The organism is Varibaculum vaginae (genome assembly GCF_900604285.1).
Classification (GTDB): domain Bacteria; phylum Actinomycetota; class Actinomycetes; order Actinomycetales; family Actinomycetaceae; genus Varibaculum; species Varibaculum vaginae.
The window spans coordinates 59,260-77,263 of record NZ_UWNY01000003.1; the positions used below are offsets into that span (position 1 = coordinate 59,260).

The 18,004-nt window shown below is 51.5% G+C and carries 17 protein-coding genes and 1 tRNA gene; 16 read left to right on the plus strand and 2 right to left on the minus strand.

From position 1 onward, the window contains the following. The first annotated feature begins 27 nt into the window (after positions 1-27). Complete coding sequence (locus tag EFB02_RS08190; protein ID WP_122821100.1) at positions 28-309, plus strand: type II toxin-antitoxin system RelE/ParE family toxin; 282 nt, start codon at positions 28-30, stop codon at positions 307-309. After that, on the plus strand, positions 296-598 hold the full coding sequence (locus tag EFB02_RS08195; RefSeq protein WP_122821101.1) for a HigA family addiction module antitoxin: 303 nt from the start codon (positions 296-298) through the stop codon (positions 596-598). Before EFB02_RS08190 ends, EFB02_RS08195 begins: the two co-directional genes overlap by 14 nt. Positions 599-873: 275 nt before the next feature. On the opposite strand, the gene EFB02_RS08200 is transcribed toward EFB02_RS08195, so the two are convergent. Next, positions 874-1,161, minus strand: coding sequence for a YciI family protein (locus EFB02_RS08200; RefSeq protein ID WP_122821102.1), 288 nt, complete (start codon positions 1,159-1,161; stop codon positions 874-876). A 122-nt stretch (positions 1,162-1,283) separates the two neighbouring features. Here EFB02_RS08200 and xerD point away from each other — a divergent pair, with 122 nt between their 5' ends. The 8 genes from xerD to der all read left to right on the plus strand — a co-directional run bounded on the left by xerD (position 1,284) and on the right by der (position 9,315). Next, complete coding sequence (xerD, locus tag EFB02_RS08205) at positions 1,284-2,237, plus strand: site-specific tyrosine recombinase XerD (RefSeq protein ID WP_122821103.1); 954 nt, start codon at positions 1,284-1,286, stop codon at positions 2,235-2,237. Between the two features lie 404 nt (positions 2,238-2,641). Further along, positions 2,642-3,502, plus strand: coding sequence for a ParA family protein (locus EFB02_RS08210; protein ID WP_122821104.1), 861 nt, complete (start codon positions 2,642-2,644; stop codon positions 3,500-3,502). Then, the gene (locus tag EFB02_RS08215) at positions 3,486-4,370 is read left to right on the plus strand and encodes a segregation and condensation protein A (RefSeq protein WP_160115406.1); all 885 of its coding nucleotides are present in this window, start codon (positions 3,486-3,488) and stop codon (positions 4,368-4,370) included. The genes EFB02_RS08210 and EFB02_RS08215 overlap by 17 nt, the downstream gene beginning before the upstream one ends. Beyond that, on the plus strand, positions 4,363-4,935 hold the full coding sequence (gene scpB, locus EFB02_RS08220) for an SMC-Scp complex subunit ScpB (protein WP_122821106.1): 573 nt from the start codon (positions 4,363-4,365) through the stop codon (positions 4,933-4,935). Before EFB02_RS08215 ends, scpB begins: the two co-directional genes overlap by 8 nt. 59 nt (positions 4,936-4,994) lie before the next feature. After that, positions 4,995-5,861, plus strand: coding sequence for a pseudouridine synthase (locus EFB02_RS08225; protein ID WP_234992801.1), 867 nt, complete (start codon positions 4,995-4,997; stop codon positions 5,859-5,861). Positions 5,862-5,871: 10 nt separating this feature from the next. Beyond that, positions 5,872-7,002: a prephenate dehydrogenase gene (locus EFB02_RS08230; RefSeq protein ID WP_122821107.1), complete on the plus strand. Its 1,131-nt coding sequence runs from the start codon at positions 5,872-5,874 to the stop codon at positions 7,000-7,002. Between the two features lie 121 nt (positions 7,003-7,123). Then, positions 7,124-7,834, plus strand: coding sequence for a (d)CMP kinase (gene cmk / locus EFB02_RS08235; protein ID WP_122821108.1), 711 nt, complete (start codon positions 7,124-7,126; stop codon positions 7,832-7,834). Between the two features lie 41 nt (positions 7,835-7,875). Next, positions 7,876-9,315: a ribosome biogenesis GTPase Der gene (der, locus tag EFB02_RS08240; protein ID WP_234992802.1), complete on the plus strand. Its 1,440-nt coding sequence runs from the start codon at positions 7,876-7,878 to the stop codon at positions 9,313-9,315. Positions 9,316-9,587: 272 nt separating this feature from the next. Here the strand turns inward: der and EFB02_RS08245 are convergent. Then, positions 9,588-9,673: transfer RNA gene (locus tag EFB02_RS08245), tRNA-Leu, on the minus strand. A 49-nt stretch (positions 9,674-9,722) separates the two neighbouring features. Between EFB02_RS08245 and EFB02_RS08250 the strand changes: the two genes are divergently transcribed. The 6 genes from EFB02_RS08250 (at position 9,723) to coaE (ending at position 17,756) form a co-directional block, all read left to right on the plus strand. After that, complete coding sequence (locus tag EFB02_RS08250) at positions 9,723-10,331, plus strand: ANTAR domain-containing response regulator (RefSeq protein ID WP_122821110.1); 609 nt, start codon at positions 9,723-9,725, stop codon at positions 10,329-10,331. Between the two features lie 77 nt (positions 10,332-10,408). Then, complete coding sequence (gene polA, locus EFB02_RS08255) at positions 10,409-13,072, plus strand: DNA polymerase I (RefSeq protein ID WP_122821111.1); 2,664 nt, start codon at positions 10,409-10,411, stop codon at positions 13,070-13,072. Positions 13,073-13,296: 224 nt separating this feature from the next. After that, on the plus strand, positions 13,297-14,754 hold the full coding sequence (rpsA, locus tag EFB02_RS08260; protein WP_122821112.1) for a 30S ribosomal protein S1: 1,458 nt from the start codon (positions 13,297-13,299) through the stop codon (positions 14,752-14,754). 154 nt (positions 14,755-14,908) lie between these two features. Further along, the gene (locus EFB02_RS08265; RefSeq protein WP_147471057.1) at positions 14,909-15,403 is read left to right on the plus strand and encodes a hypothetical protein; all 495 of its coding nucleotides are present in this window, start codon (positions 14,909-14,911) and stop codon (positions 15,401-15,403) included. 26 nt (positions 15,404-15,429) lie between these two features. Continuing rightward, positions 15,430-16,986: a hypothetical protein gene (locus EFB02_RS08270; RefSeq protein WP_147471058.1), complete on the plus strand. Its 1,557-nt coding sequence runs from the start codon at positions 15,430-15,432 to the stop codon at positions 16,984-16,986. A gap of 107 nt (positions 16,987-17,093) precedes the next feature. Next, positions 17,094-17,756, plus strand: coding sequence for a dephospho-CoA kinase (gene coaE, locus EFB02_RS08275; RefSeq protein WP_160115407.1), 663 nt, complete (start codon positions 17,094-17,096; stop codon positions 17,754-17,756). Positions 17,757-18,004 lie beyond the last annotated feature (248 nt).

The following is an 18,004-nucleotide window of genomic DNA, read 5'->3' on the forward strand; positions in this document are numbered from 1 at the left end:
AATAACGGAATGCGTTATACTATTTAGATGATTCGATCGTTCGGCGACAAAGAAACGGAGCGGCTGTGGAATCGACAGCCGGTGCGTTCTCTTGACCCGCGAATCCAGCGGACTGCGCTGCGTAAACTACGTCAAGTCGGTGCTGCAGCTTGCCTAGAAGATTTGCGGGTTCCACCGGGAAACCGGCTAGAAGCGCTCAAGGGCGACCGGTCAGGACAATTTAGCATCAGGATTAACGACCAGTGGAGGATATGTTTCGTGTGGACGTCCTCCGGTCCTGAGGAGGTGGAGATTGTTGACTACCACTGAAAAGTTAGCTCCTATTCACCCCGGTGAAGTACTCAGTGAAGACTTTCTTACTGAAATGGGGCTTAGCCAGAATAAACTAGCTGTCTCAATTGGAGTGCCGCCACGGCGCATAAATGAAATTGTGCACGGCAAAAGAGGGATGAGCGCGGACACCGCCCTGCGTCTTTCGCGCTTCTTTGGAACTTCTGCTGAGTTTTGGTTGAATCTACAAACTCGCTACGAACTTGATCTTGCCAGTGACCGCTCAGCGGCTGAACTTGACCAGATAAAACCCCTGCAAGTGGCGTAGAGGGACGGTTAGAGGGCGTACGCTCTGCCCCTGATAAATCCAGGTATTACAGATCAAATGGTGATGCTCATATCCGCTGGTTAACTTTGTTCAAGTCGCGCCAGATTAATTCTTGCTGTCGTACGGTGTTTCGGATAAGCAAATCACCGGGTGAATTAGCGGTTCAATAAGAGCAATCTCTGAAAAGTGCTTAGTAAATTGTCTGAAAAGTGCTCAATGAATTGCTTGAAAAGTGCTAAATTCTTGTTTCCTGTTGCTCTGGAAACGGGAACTGGCTAGGCGATTTCTCCGATGATTACATTCCACTGATGTACTTTGCGATCAGTAATGAAACCGGCCAAGAAGAAGGGATCTTCCGCTAAAGAGCCCAGGGCGTCCTCGGCGGATTCGGCTGCTACCGCGATGAGCGCGCCCGGATGGGGATCATTAACCCAGGAGCCCACCAGTTTCACAATGCCTTGATCGTGCAGGGCGCGCAGATGGGCGCGATGGTCAGGGCGCACCTCATCCATTTTTGCGGCTGCGGCGGGATCATAAAAATATTCAATAGCGAATAAAGCCATAAAAGATCACTCCTAAAAATAAACTGTGCTTCTATTATCACCCTGACGTATCCCGCCGAGGGAAATAACTTTCCTGCAGGTGGCAGTCAGGTAAAAACGCATGCGCCCTCTAAAATAAAAGCATGGATGAAATCGAGCAGGCGAGCAGGGCATATCTAGATCACCTGGCGATTGAACGCGGATTGTCGAACAACACTGTCGGTTCCTACCGGCGCGACCTGGCGCGTTACCACGAATATTTAGCCGGTGCCAGTGTTCATACTTTAACTGAAATCACCCCAGACCTTTTGCGCGCGTTTTTGCAGGCAGCCGCAGCCGGAGAAGACGGTAAAAACCCCTTAGCAGCCTCTTCTATCGCCCGGATGATGGCTTCCCTACGCGGATTCCATGGGTTTACGGTAAACGAGCGCTTAAGCGGCACTGACCCTACCGAAAGCCTAGAAAATCCTCGCTTGGCGCGACCGCTACCCAAAGCACTCACGATTCCACAAACTCGTGCCCTACTCGAAGCCTTCAGTGGGGAAGACCCAGCTTCTTTACGCTCGCGGGCGCTGCTAGAAACCCTGTATGCTTCGGGAGCTAGGGTGAGCGAAGTGTGCTCCCTGGACGTGGATGATTTAGGGGTTTTGCCTGGTAGCGAGGCAGAAGATTTAGGAGAGAATCCGATTACCCTGGTGACTGTAAGCGGCAAAGGCAGTAAGCAGCGCCTGGTGCCGTTAGGAGAATACGCGGTCAAGGCCTTAGACGCCTATCTGGTGCGCTCTCGCCCTGGGCTCGCGCAAAAAGGCCAGGGCAGCTCGGCACTGTTTTTAAATTTGCGGGGAGGGCGGCTATCGCGGCAAAGCGCCTGGAATATTATTCGCGAGGCCGCAGAAAAAGCGGGGATAAAAACCCCGATCTCCCCCCACAGCCTGCGACATTCCTTCGCCACCCACATGTTAGAGGGCGGAGCGGACGTCAGGGTAGTGCAAGAGCTACTCGGTCACGTGAATGTAACTACCACCCAGATATATACCAAGGTCACCGCGACTTTGTTGCGCGAGGTTTACCAAGAGACCCATCCGCGTGCTCGGTAGTGGTTGGTAGCTGTGCCGGGGTTGTGCGTTGCGTGGGGCTCAGATTTTTCCTCCTGCCCAAAGTCTGGAAAATACTGACGTATTTTCCAGACTTTATGCCCACCGCACCTACTCGGATAAAATCTGAGCCCCATTCACTAGAGCCCCGCACCAACTAAGAAAAAATAATTTCCTTATTGTGTGCCGCTGCTCGAATCAGGTCGTAGTGCCACATCTCCAAAAGTTAGTTAGGATACCTGGAAGATTGTGGCTGTATTCAAATCTCTATCTACGTGGTTATTGTCGCTTGTATTTTTTATGCGCGTAGCCAGGTGTACATTTCTCATGCTATTGGGCAGGGGATAAAAGGCTACGAGAATGCCGCTTGGTAACATTTTTTCTCAGGTTGTCATATCGTTATAAGGGTGAGCGATATTCAACCCGGTTTGATACCCCTGCCAACTCCGAAAGACGCGGAGTTCCCCGCGCCCGCGTGCTTACAGTCCCACGGGCCTGCGCGGATCATTGCCATGTGCAACCAAAAAGGTGGGGTCGGAAAGACTACCACCACCATTAACTTGGCTGCTTCTTTGGCAGAGTATGGGCGCAAAGTACTGATCGTTGATTTCGATCCCCAAGGCGCTGCCACCGCTGGGCTGGGGGTAAATGGTAACGATCTAGACGCCACTATCTACAATGTGCTCCTTGACCGCAATGTCTCCCTAGAGCAGGTAATCCACCCTACCGCCATTGAAGGTATGGATCTGGTGCCAGCCAATATCGATCTTTCCGCTGCCGAGATTCAGATGGTTAACGAGGTCGCCCGGGAAATGGCGCTTGCTCGCGCCCTCCATTCGGTAGCCGATAAGTATGATGTAATTTTGATTGACTGTCAGCCCTCCCTGGGGCTGCTGACAGTTAACGCCCTGACTGCGGCGCACGGGGTGATGATCCCCATGGAAACCGAGTTCTTTGCCTTGCGAGGGGTGGCGCTGTTGGTAGAAACCATTGAGAAAGTACGCGACCGCCTAAATCCGAAACTAAAGATAGATGGGATTTTGGCAACTATGGTTGATACCCGCACCCTGCATTCGCGTGAAGTCATGGAACGCCTACAAGAAGCTTTCGGAGATCGGGTCTATCAGACGGTGATTCGCCGTACTGTAAAGTTTCCTGATGCCTCGGTAGCCACTGAACCGATAACTACTTTTGCGCCTTCCCATCCGGGAGCCGCAGCTTATCGCCAGTTGGCGCGTGAGGTTATTGCCCGTGGTGACGCCGCCTAACTCGCCGGCAGTTTCGGATAACCCGCAAGCGGCAGGAGGGGAGGACACTGGGCTGTTTCCTCCCGAGTTAGTCGGAAATGCGGAGCCGGGGAAAGCGCCCCCCTTTGAACTGGAATTAGAAGTATTTTCCGGGCCGCTAGATTTACTGCTCACCTTGATTATCAAGAATAAACTGGATATTACCGAGGTGGCATTAGCGCAGGTAACTGATGATTTTATTGCCTATATGCAGGCGTTTCCGGACTTGTCTCAAGCCTCCCAGTTCCTAGAAATTGCGGCTACTTTGCTAAATATTAAAGCCAGTCAGCTATTGCCTGGAGAAGAAACTGAGGAACTAGATCCAGAATATTTAGAGGCGCGCGACCTGCTGTTTTCTCGACTTTTGCAATACCGTGCTTATAAGGAAGTGGCAGAGTTTTTGCGTGAGCGCATCGGGGAAGGGCAGGCCTACTATCCGCGGGAAGTTCCCCTGCCCGCCAAGTTTGCTCGCCTTTTGCCGCCGCTGCGGGTGGATTTCACCCCCGAAGATTTAGCCCGCGCGGCAGCCGAAGCCTTTACCCGCCGCCCTCCTCAAGTATCTCTTTCCCATCTGCACTTGCCGCAAGCCTCCCTGGCAGAGCAAGCCCAAATCGTGGTTGCCGAGCTAAAACGGCACGGCAAAGCTAGTTTTAGCGAGCTTACCCGTTCCGCCAAAAACCCCACCGAAATAGTCACCCGTTTCTTAGCTTTACTGGAGCTTTATCGGCGCCGTTGCGTGGAATTTACCCAAGAAAACGCGCTGGAAGAACTTTATGTGACCCTAGAAACCAGCGAAATTCCCGACTTTACCAACTTTATTTTTGATGAATATGGAGCCGCAGATGACTAACTCCTCCGATGAACAGCTATTGGCCGCCCTTGAAGCCATCTTGATCGTAGCCAGCGAGCCACTAAGCCCCGAGGAACTCGCGCCGCGCCTACAAAGCACTCCTCAGCAAGTAAAGGTGGCTTTAGAGCAACTGCGCGCCGAATATGCGGGCGAAACTGCTCGTCCTCACGGATTTGTTTTACGTAACGTGGCCGGAGGCTGGCGTCTATATTCCGCCCCCGCCCAAGAAGAAATCGTTGCCAACTTCCTCACCCAAGGGGGAACCTCCCATCTCTCAAATCCCGCTTTAGAAACCCTGGCCGTAATCGCTTATCGACAGCCAGTTTCTCGTTCAGTGATTGCCGGCATTAGGGGAGTGAGCGTAGATGGAGTGGTACGTACCCTGTTGGCACACGATTTAATTCAAGAAGTTGAAAAAGCAGAGTCTGGGGCGATTCTCTACGGCACCACCACCAGTTTCTTAGAACGCATGGGGCTAGCTAGCCTAGATGAACTCCCACCGCTGGCTCCCCATCTACCCGGAAGTGAAGAACTAGACGAGTTAGAAGCCCGGCTCAAAGAATAATTTGTCGCCGCGATAGGATGAGGGCAGTTAAGAAATAAAACCCAATAGGAGAAGCCAAGTTGACTGATCTTAGTTCCTATCAGGAAAGCGATGAGGGAACCGACCGCCAGGGGCGCCGGGCAGATAAGATTCCTCTAGCTCCAATGCCTCCGCGGCGCAAAGACCCCCAGGTTCCCGTGCTAAAACCACAAACCATCACAGAAAGTGGTAAAGAAGAACGGCTGCAAAAAGTCTTGGCAGCCGCTGGGGTGGCATCTCGGCGTGCCTGCGAAAAACTGATCGTTTCCGGGCGGGTAAAAGTCAACGGGAAAGTAGTGCGTGAACTAGGCACCAAAGTTGATCCCGATCAGGTGATGCTGCATGTAGACGGGCAGCTAGTGATGATCGATGATTCTCGAGTCACCATCGCCCTAAATAAACCCACTGGGGTGGAATCTTCTCTTCGCGGTGCCCCTCACGACCTCACCCAATTTTTAACCGACTACCGGGAAAGGCTGTTCCATGTGGGTCGGTTGGATGTGGATACTTCCGGGCTCTTACTGCTAACTAACGATGGGGAACTGGCCAATCGCCTTACCCATCCCTCATGGGAAGTATCAAAAACCTATTTAGCCACCGTGAAAGGTAAGTTTACTGGGAAAACAGCGCAACAATTGCGGTCTGGGATCATGCTTGAGGATGGGTTTGCCCAGGCTGACCGGGTTTCTATCCGAGGTAACCACGGGGGATTAACTCTGGTGGAAATTGAGCTACATCTGGGACGTAACCGGATTGTGCGCCGGATGTTTGCAGAAGTAGGAGCCCCGGTGATGGAACTATCCCGCATTGCGCATGGCACTGTGAAACTGGGGACTCTGCCCCTAGGGGCAACCCGTCGGCTTTCAAAACCGGAGCTAAGCGTATTGATGCAGAGCGTAGATCTTTAGGTTGGAAAACATGGATAACACCAAAACAAATACCGGGAAAACACAGGTAGGAACTACTGGACCAGTGTTGATTATCGGTGCCGGATTGTTGGGGGCATCGTTGGGGATGCGTCTGAGCAAACTGGGAGTGCCAGTATTTTTACGAGATATTTATCCGGTAGTTAGTGCGCTAGCTTGCGATATGGGTGCAGGTCAAAAATGGGAGGAGGGCGGCTCCGACCCTGCACTGGTAATCGTAGCCACTCCGCCAGATGTGGCTGCTGATCAGGTAATTGCCGCGCTAAAAGAGTTTCCCTCCGCCCTCGTTACCGATGTGGCCTCGGTAAAAAGCGTAATTTTAGAGGAAGTTGCGGCGGCGGGTGCTGATCTTTCGCGCTATATCGGTTCACATCCGATGGCGGGGCGGGAACGCTCTGGGACGGCTTTTGCCCGTGAAGACCTGTTTGAATCTCGCCCCTGGGTGGTGGTACCCAACCAGGAAACCGACCCAGGTGCGGTTTTGGCGATGCGCAGTCTCGCTTTAGATGTCGGTTCCCTACCGCTGCAATTAGATGCGCAAACCCATGACCAATCGGTGGCGTTAGTTTCCCATGTTCCCCAATTGGTATCTTCTCTGTTGGCCGCACAGTTAGCGAAGGCGCTACCAGAATCTTTAGGGCTTTCAGGGCAAGGGCTGCGGGATACTACCCGAATTGCGTCCTCCGATCCTGCTCTTTGGGCGGCAATCATCGCCGGTAATGCGGAATATGTGGGAAAAGTATTGCGGGGATTTGCCGATGATATGCAACAAGTTTTGCACGCCCTCGAGCATCCCGGAGTGGATATTCCTTCCCCTAGCTTGGTGGGAGCGGTAACTTTGGCGATGCGGCAAGGTAACCTAGGTGCGGCGCGTATCCCAGGTAAACACGGGGGAGCACCCCGGCGCTACCAGGAAGTAATGGTTAAGGTTCCCGATAAGCCAGGAACTCTAGGCCAGCTTTTCCTTGCTGTCGGGGAAACCGGTACCAATATCGAAGATTTAGAACTGGAACACTCCCCGGGGGCCGCTTTCGGGGTAGCGAGGCTAGCGATTGACCCTAACTCCGCAGCTTCGCTGGCAGAAAAACTTCAGGTAAAAGGCTGGGAAATTGTATCGGTCTAGGAAGAAAACAATAATTAATAGTAGGGAAGCTGTCCAAAATCTTAACAGATAGCATATTATCGACAGGTGTAGGCTGCTTTTAGGCAACCAAAATTAATGCTTTCGGAAGGGTGCAAACGCTATGTCAGGTGACGGTTCACAATATATCGGTCAGCAAATACTAGGAGCTGGCCTGGTAATCGCCATTGATGGCCCCAGCGGGGCAGGCAAATCGACTATTGCCCGCTTATCCGCGGCAGAATTGGGGACTAACTTTTTAGATACCGGTGCTATGTATCGCGCCTTAACCTGGTATGCCCTCCAGCAAGGCACGGATCTTAATGATCCAGCGGCGCTGGCTATGCTCGCCTATTCGATTCCCATGCAGGTAGAAGCAGTAGCGCATGCCCCGCGTATTCTCATCGAGGGACGGGATGTATCCCGTTTGCTTCGCGGGGAAGAAATAAATCGGGCAGTAAGCCAGGTTAGTGCGGTTCCGGGGGTGCGTGAACAGATGATTGCTCGTCAGCGCCAAATTATTCAAGCTGCCAAAGCCTCTGGAAGAGGGATTGTGGCTGAAGGGCGCGATATCACTACCGTGGTTGCTCCGGATGCAGATGTCAAGATTCTCTTGACTGCCTCTCCGCAAGTGCGTGAGCAACGCCGCGCCCAGCAGCAGGGGGCAGGCAGCGATTCGGTGATACAGCGGGATCTGGCAGACTCGCAAGTAAATAACTTCACTACTCCCGCACCCGGAGTTGAGTTACTGGATTCCTCCGATCTTAATCAAGAAGAGACCATGGAAGCCGTAGTTGCGATTGTGGGGCGGGCTTTCCATGCTCGTCAGGGCTAAGGTTTCGCCAAAGCCCCCTGCTCTCACCTAAACTTGAGGGCGTGAGTGAAGATTTAAAGCCCGCAGATTCGGCCAATAGCCTTAACGAAATTCAGCTACAAGACGATGACTACGAATTGTTGGAGGCTGAAAACCCCACCGAACAGCACCCTGATTTAGGTTCTTTACCGGTAGTGGCCGTCATTGGGCGTCCTAATGTTGGTAAGTCAACCCTGGTTAACCGGATTTTGGGGCGGCGTGCGGCGGTAGTGCAAGATCAACCGGGAGTGACCCGTGATCGCGTGCGTTACCCGGCTCAATGGGCGGGAACAGATTTTCAATTACTAGATACCGGCGGTTGGGAACTGGGGGTTAAAGGGCTGGATCAGATGGTAGCTGCCCAAGCCGAAGCCTCAATCCAACTAGCTGATGTGGTGCTATTTGTCGCCGATGCGCAAGTGGGCGCTACCGACACCGATATGCAGATAGCGCGCATACTGCAACGCTGTGATAAACCGGTCGTTTTAGTCGCGAATAAAGTTGATTCCGAGCGCGGAGAGGCGGATGCAACCGCCCTGTGGTCACTAGGTTTAGGGGAACCCTTCCCCCTATCGGCCTTGCATGGCCTCGGTAGCGGCGATTTACTAGACAAACTGGTGGCGCTGTTACCGGAAAAATCCCAGTATTCAAAGGAGCTTATGCCGGGAAGTCCCGGAAGGGTGGCACTGATTGGGCGCCCGAATGTTGGCAAATCTTCCTTGCTTAATGCCTTGGCAGGTTCGCAGCGGGTGGTGGTAAATGATTTGGCGGGTACTACTCGCGATCCGGTAGACGAGGTAATCGAGATCGCCGGGGTGCCCTGGACCTTTGTGGATACCGCCGGGATTCGCCGCCGGATGCTAAAGAGTAGGGGCGCCGACTTTTATGCCTCGCTACGTACTCAGGCAGCGATTGAGGAAGCGGATGTGGCCATGGTCTTGCTAGATGCTTCTCAAGAACTCGCTAGTGCTGATATCAGAATCATCGAGCAAGTAATTTCCGCTGGTAGAGCCTTAGTGTTGGTAAACAATAAATGGGATTTACTGGACGAGGAACGTCGTCATGACTTAGAACGCGAATGGGAAATACAACTTTCCCACTTGGATTGGGCTCCCCGAATTAATCTTTCTGCTAAAACTGCTTGGCATACTAATCGAATTCAAGGGGCTCTAGCGCAAGCGCTTGCTGGTTGGCGAACCCGGATTTCTACCAGTGAACTAAATAGTTTTCTGGGGAGACTGGTGGCTGAGCATCCCCATCCGGTGCGGGGTGGAAAACAGCCGCGGATTATGTTCGCCACCCAGGTCTCGGCGGCTCCACCCCGGTTCGTGTTCTTCACTACCGGATTCTTAGATCCCTCTTATCGCCGCTTTATCGAACATCGTTTGCGGGAACAATATGGTTTTACCGGCAGCCCCATTCAGATTTCAGTACGGGTACGCGAGCGCCGCAAGCGTTCCTAACTTTCAGAAAACAGCCCCTGGAAAACTTTCTGGCGTCCGCTAACGGGTATTCCTAGCTGCTAGAGATAGAGAGGACGTATCCTGGTTCTTCAACCCTTCGTCTGGGAAGGATAAATCCTATTTATAAGCTATTAGTGTGGAGTTTCATAAATAAATTTTCTCGGGAAGTTCCAGGGCGAGAAGCTAATAATACTTGAGATTAGTCCGGGCTTGCGGGGGATTAAAAATAACGGGTAAACCCCTGGTAGCGTGGAGGGATAATCCCTTATCGGTACCTCGAGTGGGACTCGAACCCACATGTCCGGTGAAGGACGGCGGATTTTGAATCCGCTGCGTCTACCAATTCCGCCATCGAGGCTTTCTCGTAACACTGTAAAGCGTGACGGGTTTCAGTCTAATATAGATATGTGGCAACTTCGAAATCTAATGCAAAGAAAGAACAGAGCGCGGCGCGTAAAGTGCTGGTAGCTGAGGATGAAACCCTGATTCGACTGGATATTGTGGAAACCCTCACTGAAGCTGGCTATGAGGTAGTAGCGGAAGCCGGGGACGGGGAAGCTGCCTATCAGGCGGCACTTGAATACCAACCTGACCTGTGTGTTATGGATGTGAAAATGCCGAAGATGGACGGGATTACCGCCGCGGAGAAGATTTTGAAAGAGATCTCTTGTGCAGTAGTGATGCTTACCGCATTTTCGCAAAAAGAGTTGGTGGAGCGGGCGCGCGACGCTGGCGCCATGGCCTATGTGGTCAAGCCTTTCACCCCTGCAGAGCTTTTGCCCGCGGTAGAAATTGCGGTTTCCCGTCACCACGAGATCCAATCTCTGGAAAATGAAGTGGCAGACTTGCAGGATCGGTTTGAAACCCGCAAATTGGTTGACCGTGCTAAAGGGCTGTTGATGGAGAATATGGAAATGAGCGAACCGGAAGCCTTCCGCTGGATTCAAACTACCTCCATGAATCGGCGCTTAAGTATGCGCGAGGTAGCCGAGGCAGTTATCGATCAGGTGGGCTAAGTCTCCCAGCAACGAGTAAATCTCCCTGGTAAGTCAGGGGTGGCTCTATCGCTTAGGATCATTCCGGGGAGGATTAGATGGTCGAAAAGAAAACTCTGCTAGTAATCGACGGGCATTCCGCGGCTTTTCGCGCGTTCTACGCTCTAGAACCCGAAAATTTCCGTACTGAAGAGGGACAATACACCAATGCGGTGTTCGGGTTCTTGCGGATGCTAGTGAAAATGCTACAAGAGGAACGACCAGATTATTTGGCAGTGGCGTTTGATGTTTCCCGTCATTCTTTTCGCACCGATGAATACCCGGAATATAAGGCAGGACGCAAACCGACTCCACCAGAGTTTTTAGGGCAAGTTGAGCTGATTAAAGAAGCTCTGCGTCACCTGGGGGTCACTACTTTAGAACAAGAGAATATCGAGGCCGATGATATCTTAGCCACTCTCGCCACCCGGGGGCAGGCTGCAGGAATGCAAGTACTGGTAGCCAGTGGAGATCGCGATACTTTCCAGCTATCTAGCGATAACGTAACGGTACTATATCCTTCGCGTTCGATCACCGATCTAAAAAGAATGACTCCCCAGGCTGTCCAAGAAAAATACGGAGTGCCTCCATGCCGCTACCCGGAGATTGCCGCCTTGGTGGGGGAAAAAGCAGATAATCTGCCTGGTGTTCCCGGGGTAGGGGAGAAAACTGCGGCTGCCTGGATAAATAAATATGATGGTTTGGCGGGAGTAATTGCCCGTGCCGCTGATATTGGCGGCAAGCGCGGGGAAGATTTGCGTGCCCATCTAGACGATGTTAAACGTAACCGGAGACTGAATGCCCTGCTGACTGACCTGGATTTAGGGGTAGAAGTTAAGGAACTTACCTTTGGGAAAGCCGATGCTGAGCAGTTGGAGAGGCTGCTAGACAAGTTGCAAATTGGGCAAGGAACTCGCGAGGCTCTAGCTAGCATTCCTGCCTTTGAACTGGGGGCAGTGGAAAGCGTGAAACCCCTGGAAGTTAAACTTATTGCCCAAAATAAGGTTGCTAACTGGATAGAGGGTCTTTCCAACTCTGTAGGAATCATAGTCGAGGGGGTCTATACTCCTGGGGCGGGCGAAGCGGAGCAAATTACTTTAGCCAGTGGCGATGAAGCAGCCAGTATTAATTTGATTGATGGTACCGCGGATGAAATATCGGCTTTGGAACGTCTATTAGAAAAACCTGATAAAGCCGTGTTTCACAATTGGAAGAGTGCCTGGCATGCCTTAAAAGGAGCTGGTTTCCAGCTAGGGATGCCCGCCTGGGATACCGAAATTGGGGGATATCTGATTGATCCTTCTGCCCGCTCCTACGATATTGAACTTTTGAGTGGAAAAATGTTGGGACGTCCTCTGGCAGTGGAGGAAACCGCAGTTAGCGGACAGACTACCCTAGATTTTTCTGGTAACTCTCACACAAAAACTGCACAGGTGGCGGTGGCACTACCGGAGATTGCCGGGGCTGAGCAGAATAAATTAGCCGCGGGTAGTGCTGAACACCTCTGGTTAGAGATGGAACGGCCGATTGCCGAGATTCTAGCTCGAATGGAAGACACCGGAATTGCGGTTTCGGATCAGGTGTTAGGGGATTTAGGGAACGATTTAAGACGTCAAACCGAGGACGCTATGCAGGCGGCCAGGAACGAGGTAGATCGACCAGAGTTGAATCTATCTAGCCCGAAACAGCTGCAAGAAGTCTTATTTGAGCAGTTAGGGATGCCCAAGACTAAGAAAACTCGTACCGGTTTCACTACGAACGCGGATGCCTTGGAATGGCTTTTTAGTAAAACCCACCATCCTTTCCTGCAATACTTGTTGGCGCACCGGGATTCCATAAAACTCTTACAAACTGTGGAGGGGCTACAAAAGGCGGTGCAAGCCGATGGCCGGATTCACACCACTTTTAAACAAACTGTAACTGCCACAGGCAGGCTTTCCTCTGCCGATCCCAATCTACAAAATATTCCGGTACGTTCGGATGCTGGGCAACGTATCCGGGAGGCTTTTGTTAGCGGATCCGGTTTTGAGAATTTGATGAGCGTGGACTATTCCCAAATTGAGATGCGGGTGATGGCGCACATGTCGGGCGATAAAGATCTGATTGCCGCCATTAGCACCGGTGAAGATCTGCACCGCACTATGGCTGCCATGATTTTCGGGATTCCATCTGAACAGGTTGATGACCAGATGCGCTCAAAGGTTAAGGCTACTTCCTACGGTTTGGCTTACGGTTTATCGGCCTATGGATTGGCGAATCAGCTGCGTATCCCGCAACCGGAAGCCGAAAAGCTGATGGAAAGTTATTTTCAGCGTTTCGGGAAAGTACGCAGCTATTTGCGCGAAATTGTGGAGCAGGCGCGTGAGCGCGGCTACACCGAAACTATGCAGGGGAGACGGCGACGCCTACCTGATTTGAAGAGCCGAAATCACACCTTGCGACGGATGGCTGAACGCGCTGCCCTTAATGCTCCGATCCAGGGTACGGCTGCCGATTTGATGAAACAAGCAATGATTCGAGTAGATGAGCAGCTAAGAGCACACAAACTTAGTTCTCGGGTACTGTTGCAGATTCATGACGAGTTAATTTTAGAGGTTGCAGCCGGGGAAGAAACCCAGCTGCGCGCGCTAGTCGAGGATGCTATGTGTCATGCTGCAGAGTTAGCAGTTCCCCTGGTGGTCGGTATTGGGGTGGGTGAAAATTGGCGCAGTGCTGCCCACTAGTGGAATACCTGTTGCGGTAAAAGTAAGAGCGTTAGGAAGGTAGCTGCTCGCCCACACGGTCTAAAAACACTGTGTAATCGGATACAATTTGCGTAAATCTGCGCTGCAAGGGCTTTTGAGTTGGAGCTAAAAGGGTTTTTGCTGATAGGCTCAACAAGGCTGCTTAAAACAGTAGCCAAATTGTCCATATTGTCTATTAAGTCCGTTTTGGAGAAATTATCTCTATGACCACCTCTAATGAGCAACTAGAGCAAGTTGCCGTAAATGATATCGGTTCACAAGAAGAACTACTTGCTGCAATCGATAAAACTATTAAGTACTTTGGCGATGGTGACATTGTCACCGGTACTGTCGTGCGGGTCGACCGCGATGAAGTCCTTTTAGATATCGGTTACAAGACCGAGGGCGTCATCCTTTCCCGTGAACTATCCATCAAACATGATGTGAGCCCCGAAGACGTTGTCCAGGTGGGCGACGAAATTGAAGCCCTGGTATTGCAGAAAGAAGATAAAGAAGGTCGCTTACTGCTTTCCAAGAAGCGTGCTCAATACGAGCGCGCCTGGGGCGATGTCCAAAAGGTTAAAGAAGCTGACGGCGTGGTTACCGGTAAGGTGATCGAGGTGGTCAAGGGCGGTCTAATCTTGGATATCGGTCTGCGTGGGTTCTTGCCAGCATCGCTGGTGGAGATGCGTCGCGTGCGTGACCTCGCCCCCTATATTGGGCGGGAACTGGAAGCCAAGATTATTGAACTGGATGAAAACCGCAATAACGTGGTGCTGTCGCGTCGAGCCTGGTTGGAGCAAACTCAGGCAGAAGTACGTACCCAGTTCCTGGATACTCTGCAAAAGGGACAGATCCGTTCCGGCGTGGTTTCTTCGATTGTCAACTTCGGTGCTTTCGTAGATCTGGGCGGGGTAGACGGCCTGGTACACGTATCCGAACTGTCCTGGAAGCATATCGATCACCCCTCCGAAGTGGTGGAAGTTGGTCAGGAAGTCTCGGTAGAGGTTCTGGATGTAGATATGGATCGCGAGCGGGTTTCGCTGTCCTTGAAGGCCACCCAGGAAGATCCTTGGCAGACCTTCGCTCGTACCCACGCCATTGGGCAGGTTGTGCCGGGCAAAGTTACCAAACTGGTTCCCTTCGGCGCCTTCATTCGGGTCGAGGACGGTATCGAAGGCTTGGTGCATATCTCTGAACTGGCACAGCGTCACGTAGAGGTGCCGGAACAGGTCGTTAAAGTTGGCTCTGAAGTATTTGTCAAGGTTATTGACATTGATTTGGATCGCCGCCGGATTTCCCTTTCGCTCAAGCAGGCGAATGAGGGCGTTGACCCCAACACCACCGAGTTTGATCCTTCGCTGTATGGTATGATTGCCGAATACGATGAGGAGGGCAACTACAAGTACCCCGAAGGCTTCGATCCAGAAACCAACGAATGGATGGAAGGCTACGAGGCACAGCGTGAAGCTTGGGAAGAAGAATACGCTCAGGCAGAAGCCCGTTGGAAGGCGCACAAGGAACAGGTAGCGAAGGCTCTAGAAGCCGACAATGAAGCTGCCAATACCCGTCCCGATCCCGCGGAGAATGCTAGCTACTCGACCGAGAGTGAAGATTCCGAAGGTACTTTAGCTTCTGATGAGGCTCTTGCTGCTCTTCGCGAGAAACTAACCGGCGAATAGAGGCTGGTTGCAGCTCTACTTAAGAGTTGTGACGCTTAACTTTTAGGGCGGGCAGAAGCTATATGCTTCTGCCCGCCCTTTTTACTTCTCCGTTAAACTCCTGCAATTTTTCTATCTTCAAATTTTCTGATCAAACCATTGATAGCGTGAAATCATGAATAATTCGCCAGATAAGGATGTCGCGGACAGTAAAAAGAGCTTTGTGCGCCAGAAGACGCAACGTTCAACTCCCTACGGGCCGCCAGGACGGGTACTGCCTAGGGAACAGGTGCCGACGCAAAACCGGTTGCTGCCTTCCCCGCCCCAGTTGGCGGGACAACCTGCCCTCCTACAACCTGCAGCACTGCCACCCACTGCTATATCAGGGGAGGTTTCTCCGTTATCTCCTCAGGTAAATCCGGTTTACTCCGCTAGTTACTACGCAGCTGGTGATAGCCCGACTCTCGCTAGCGAAGAATCTTTCTCGCCCCACAATATCGTGGTTATTTTATTAGTAATCGGAATTGTAATTGCGGGCTCATACTTAGGGTTTCTCCTTTTCATGCTGTTAAAAACCCATTTCATGGCGCTACCATCTTCGCTTTCCTTGCCGCTTTCAATAAACGCGTTAGGGCAGCAGGTGGTAAATGTCAGCCTAGGTTTTTGTTGAATAGGTTTGATGGGAGGTAAATGGTGATGAAAACCAGCCAAGTTTCTGCAGTAGCCACTGCCAGGGGACGTATGTTGATGCGTTTGCTAGCGGTGTTGCTAACCCTTGTGTTGATAGATTTAGCGTTAACGGTCTACGTCTTTGTACTTTCTGGAGAGAACAGTAATCCGCGAGTGGCGATGAATAAGAGGAAAGAGCCCGCGGTTTCTACTGTGGTTAAGGTGCCTGAGCAGTTAAAAGAGGATTCTTTCACCCCTTATATAGCTAATGAATCTAGTCCGGCAGTGATAGCTAAGGGAAACGTGGATATCTGGCTAATTTTCATCACTAGTGAAGGTGCTCGGGCTCAAGCGTTATCTTTAGATGGCAAAGTTAAAGGGGAACCGCTAACCTTACCTGCCTGTGATAACGGTCTGGCGCAACCCTATGAGGTATTCGGCGGGCAGATAGTTTGTAAGGGTGCATTAGGAGAGAAGGACTATTCCTCGGTCTCTGCCGCTAAAAGCGGGAAATGCGCGGGCGAGATAATCTACCGCGACAGTCAAGTTACGGTCTGTGCGTCCCCTAGTGCCAAGCAGAGTAGAACCGTTAGTTACCTGCAGAAAGGCAAGACTATCTGGCAAACTAGTCTACCGGGGAAACCATCCTTGGCCGCCAATAGTAAATTCATTTGGGCCACCCGTACTACCGACAGCAAGGGGAAGATTAGTTATCAAAGGTTTGATATTCCCGGGGTGCCGGATCTGGGGACTCAAAAGCCTGCTGGTTGGGATGCTATCAAAAAAGTAGATTTCCAGAATATTGATATTGCTTCTGCTGAGGGCGAGTCACGCAAGCTTACGGATGGCAGGTTTAAGGCATCTTTAGATCCGAGTCGGGATGTAGGCCTAGCCGTCGGCGTTAGGCAAAACGATAAGGTTTATGCCGATATTAATGGTGACGGTTACTTAGATTTTGCCCAGGTTCTTTACTATCAAGATGTTAGTGGGCAAGTTCCCGAGGGCGATCAGGGTGAATACACCTATCAAGGAACAGTCCAACAGGTACTGGTGTGGATTTGGGATCCACAGAGCAATAAACCTCAGCTAATGGATTCCAAACTGTTATCGCCCAAAGCTAGTCCCCTCTGTGGGAGCGGTTCTATAGCTCAGGTTTTATTTGCCGCAGATCTTTCTGTAGCTCAAGGATACGGACTTAGTGTCAAGTATTTGTACAGTGACACTAGCTGGGATGATGTGGTAGTTGCTGGTGCTAGTCATGATCTTTTAACTCAAGCCACCGAAACCGAGCAGGCGCAATATAGGGTAATCGGAAATAATCTAGTGAGATTTAACGACGGTACCTATTCGGCGGTAATGCCCGCGGAAGCCTGTATAAATCCTACTGATTCCGATTCGAAACTAGAAAATGTTCCCGATCTGCTTCCCTTGCGTGATGTAGATTCTTCACTTTCTTTTTCCCCCAGAGATGTAAAATATCAGGGGTATTACTGGTTTCCCACCTGGAAGGATCCTCAGGGAAACATTCTTTGGTATGGAATTAATTTCGAAACGAATGAAAATGTACTCGGCTGGGGAAAATAGATAAAGTCACTTCCCCAAGAGAAAATGCGCCATTCTGTATACGCGAATCACTCCCGCAGAAGTAAATGTACTTGGGTGGAAGGGGAATCGCTCGGTAGGCTGGCATCGTGAGTGAACTATTGATTTACCATAACCCGGATCGAGGAGCGCGCTGGACGGCGGCTTCGCCGGCGAACGCCCTCTCGGTGGCGGTAACCGGCGGTATCGGTTCGGGTAAATCTACCACTGTACATACCTTAAAGGCGCTAGGAGCCAAAACTTGTAGTGCCGATGAATTAGCAGGACAGGCTTTAGTGGATTTAGCTCCCGATATCGCCCGTGCTTTTGAGCATCCAGAATGGGAAACTGGCGTTGATCGCGCAGCTTTAGCAGCGATTGTGTTTAATAATCCCGATGCCCGTCGCCTCCTTGAATCCATAACCCACCCTTATATCTCGTTTCTATCCGATCGTTTCTTCGCATCCCTAACCCCTGGTGATATCGGCATTTACGACATTCCGCTATTGGTCGAGAATCCGAATGCCCGTGCTTTTGATGTGATCGTGGCGGTAACTGCTCCTATTAAGCAACGTTATCTACGCTTACAGCAACGTTCCGGCTTGGAACCGGAGCAAGTAGATGCCCGAATAGCAGCCCAAGCCAGTGAGGAACAGCGCCGCGCGATTGCCAACTATGAACTGGTCAATGACACTACGCGGGAAGATTTGCGGCGGACTATCGCCTCGGAGCTATGGCCACAGCTACGACGCCTAGCCGATGGCAACAGCTAATAGAATCGGTTCGTGAAAGTAAGCGAGCCTTCTGTTCCATTTACTTAAGCGGGGGCAGAGGTTTTTCCTCCTGCCCAAAAACTCGAAAAAGCCACCGGCATTTTTCGAGTTTTACGCCCGCCTAGCTGACTCGGATAAAACCTCTGCCCGCGCCGAAAAAGTAACGGATCATACCCTGGGGTTAACTGGACGAGCACCCCGGGGAGGCTGCTAGATTAGGCGGGTGACAACTTTAGAAAAATCTGAAA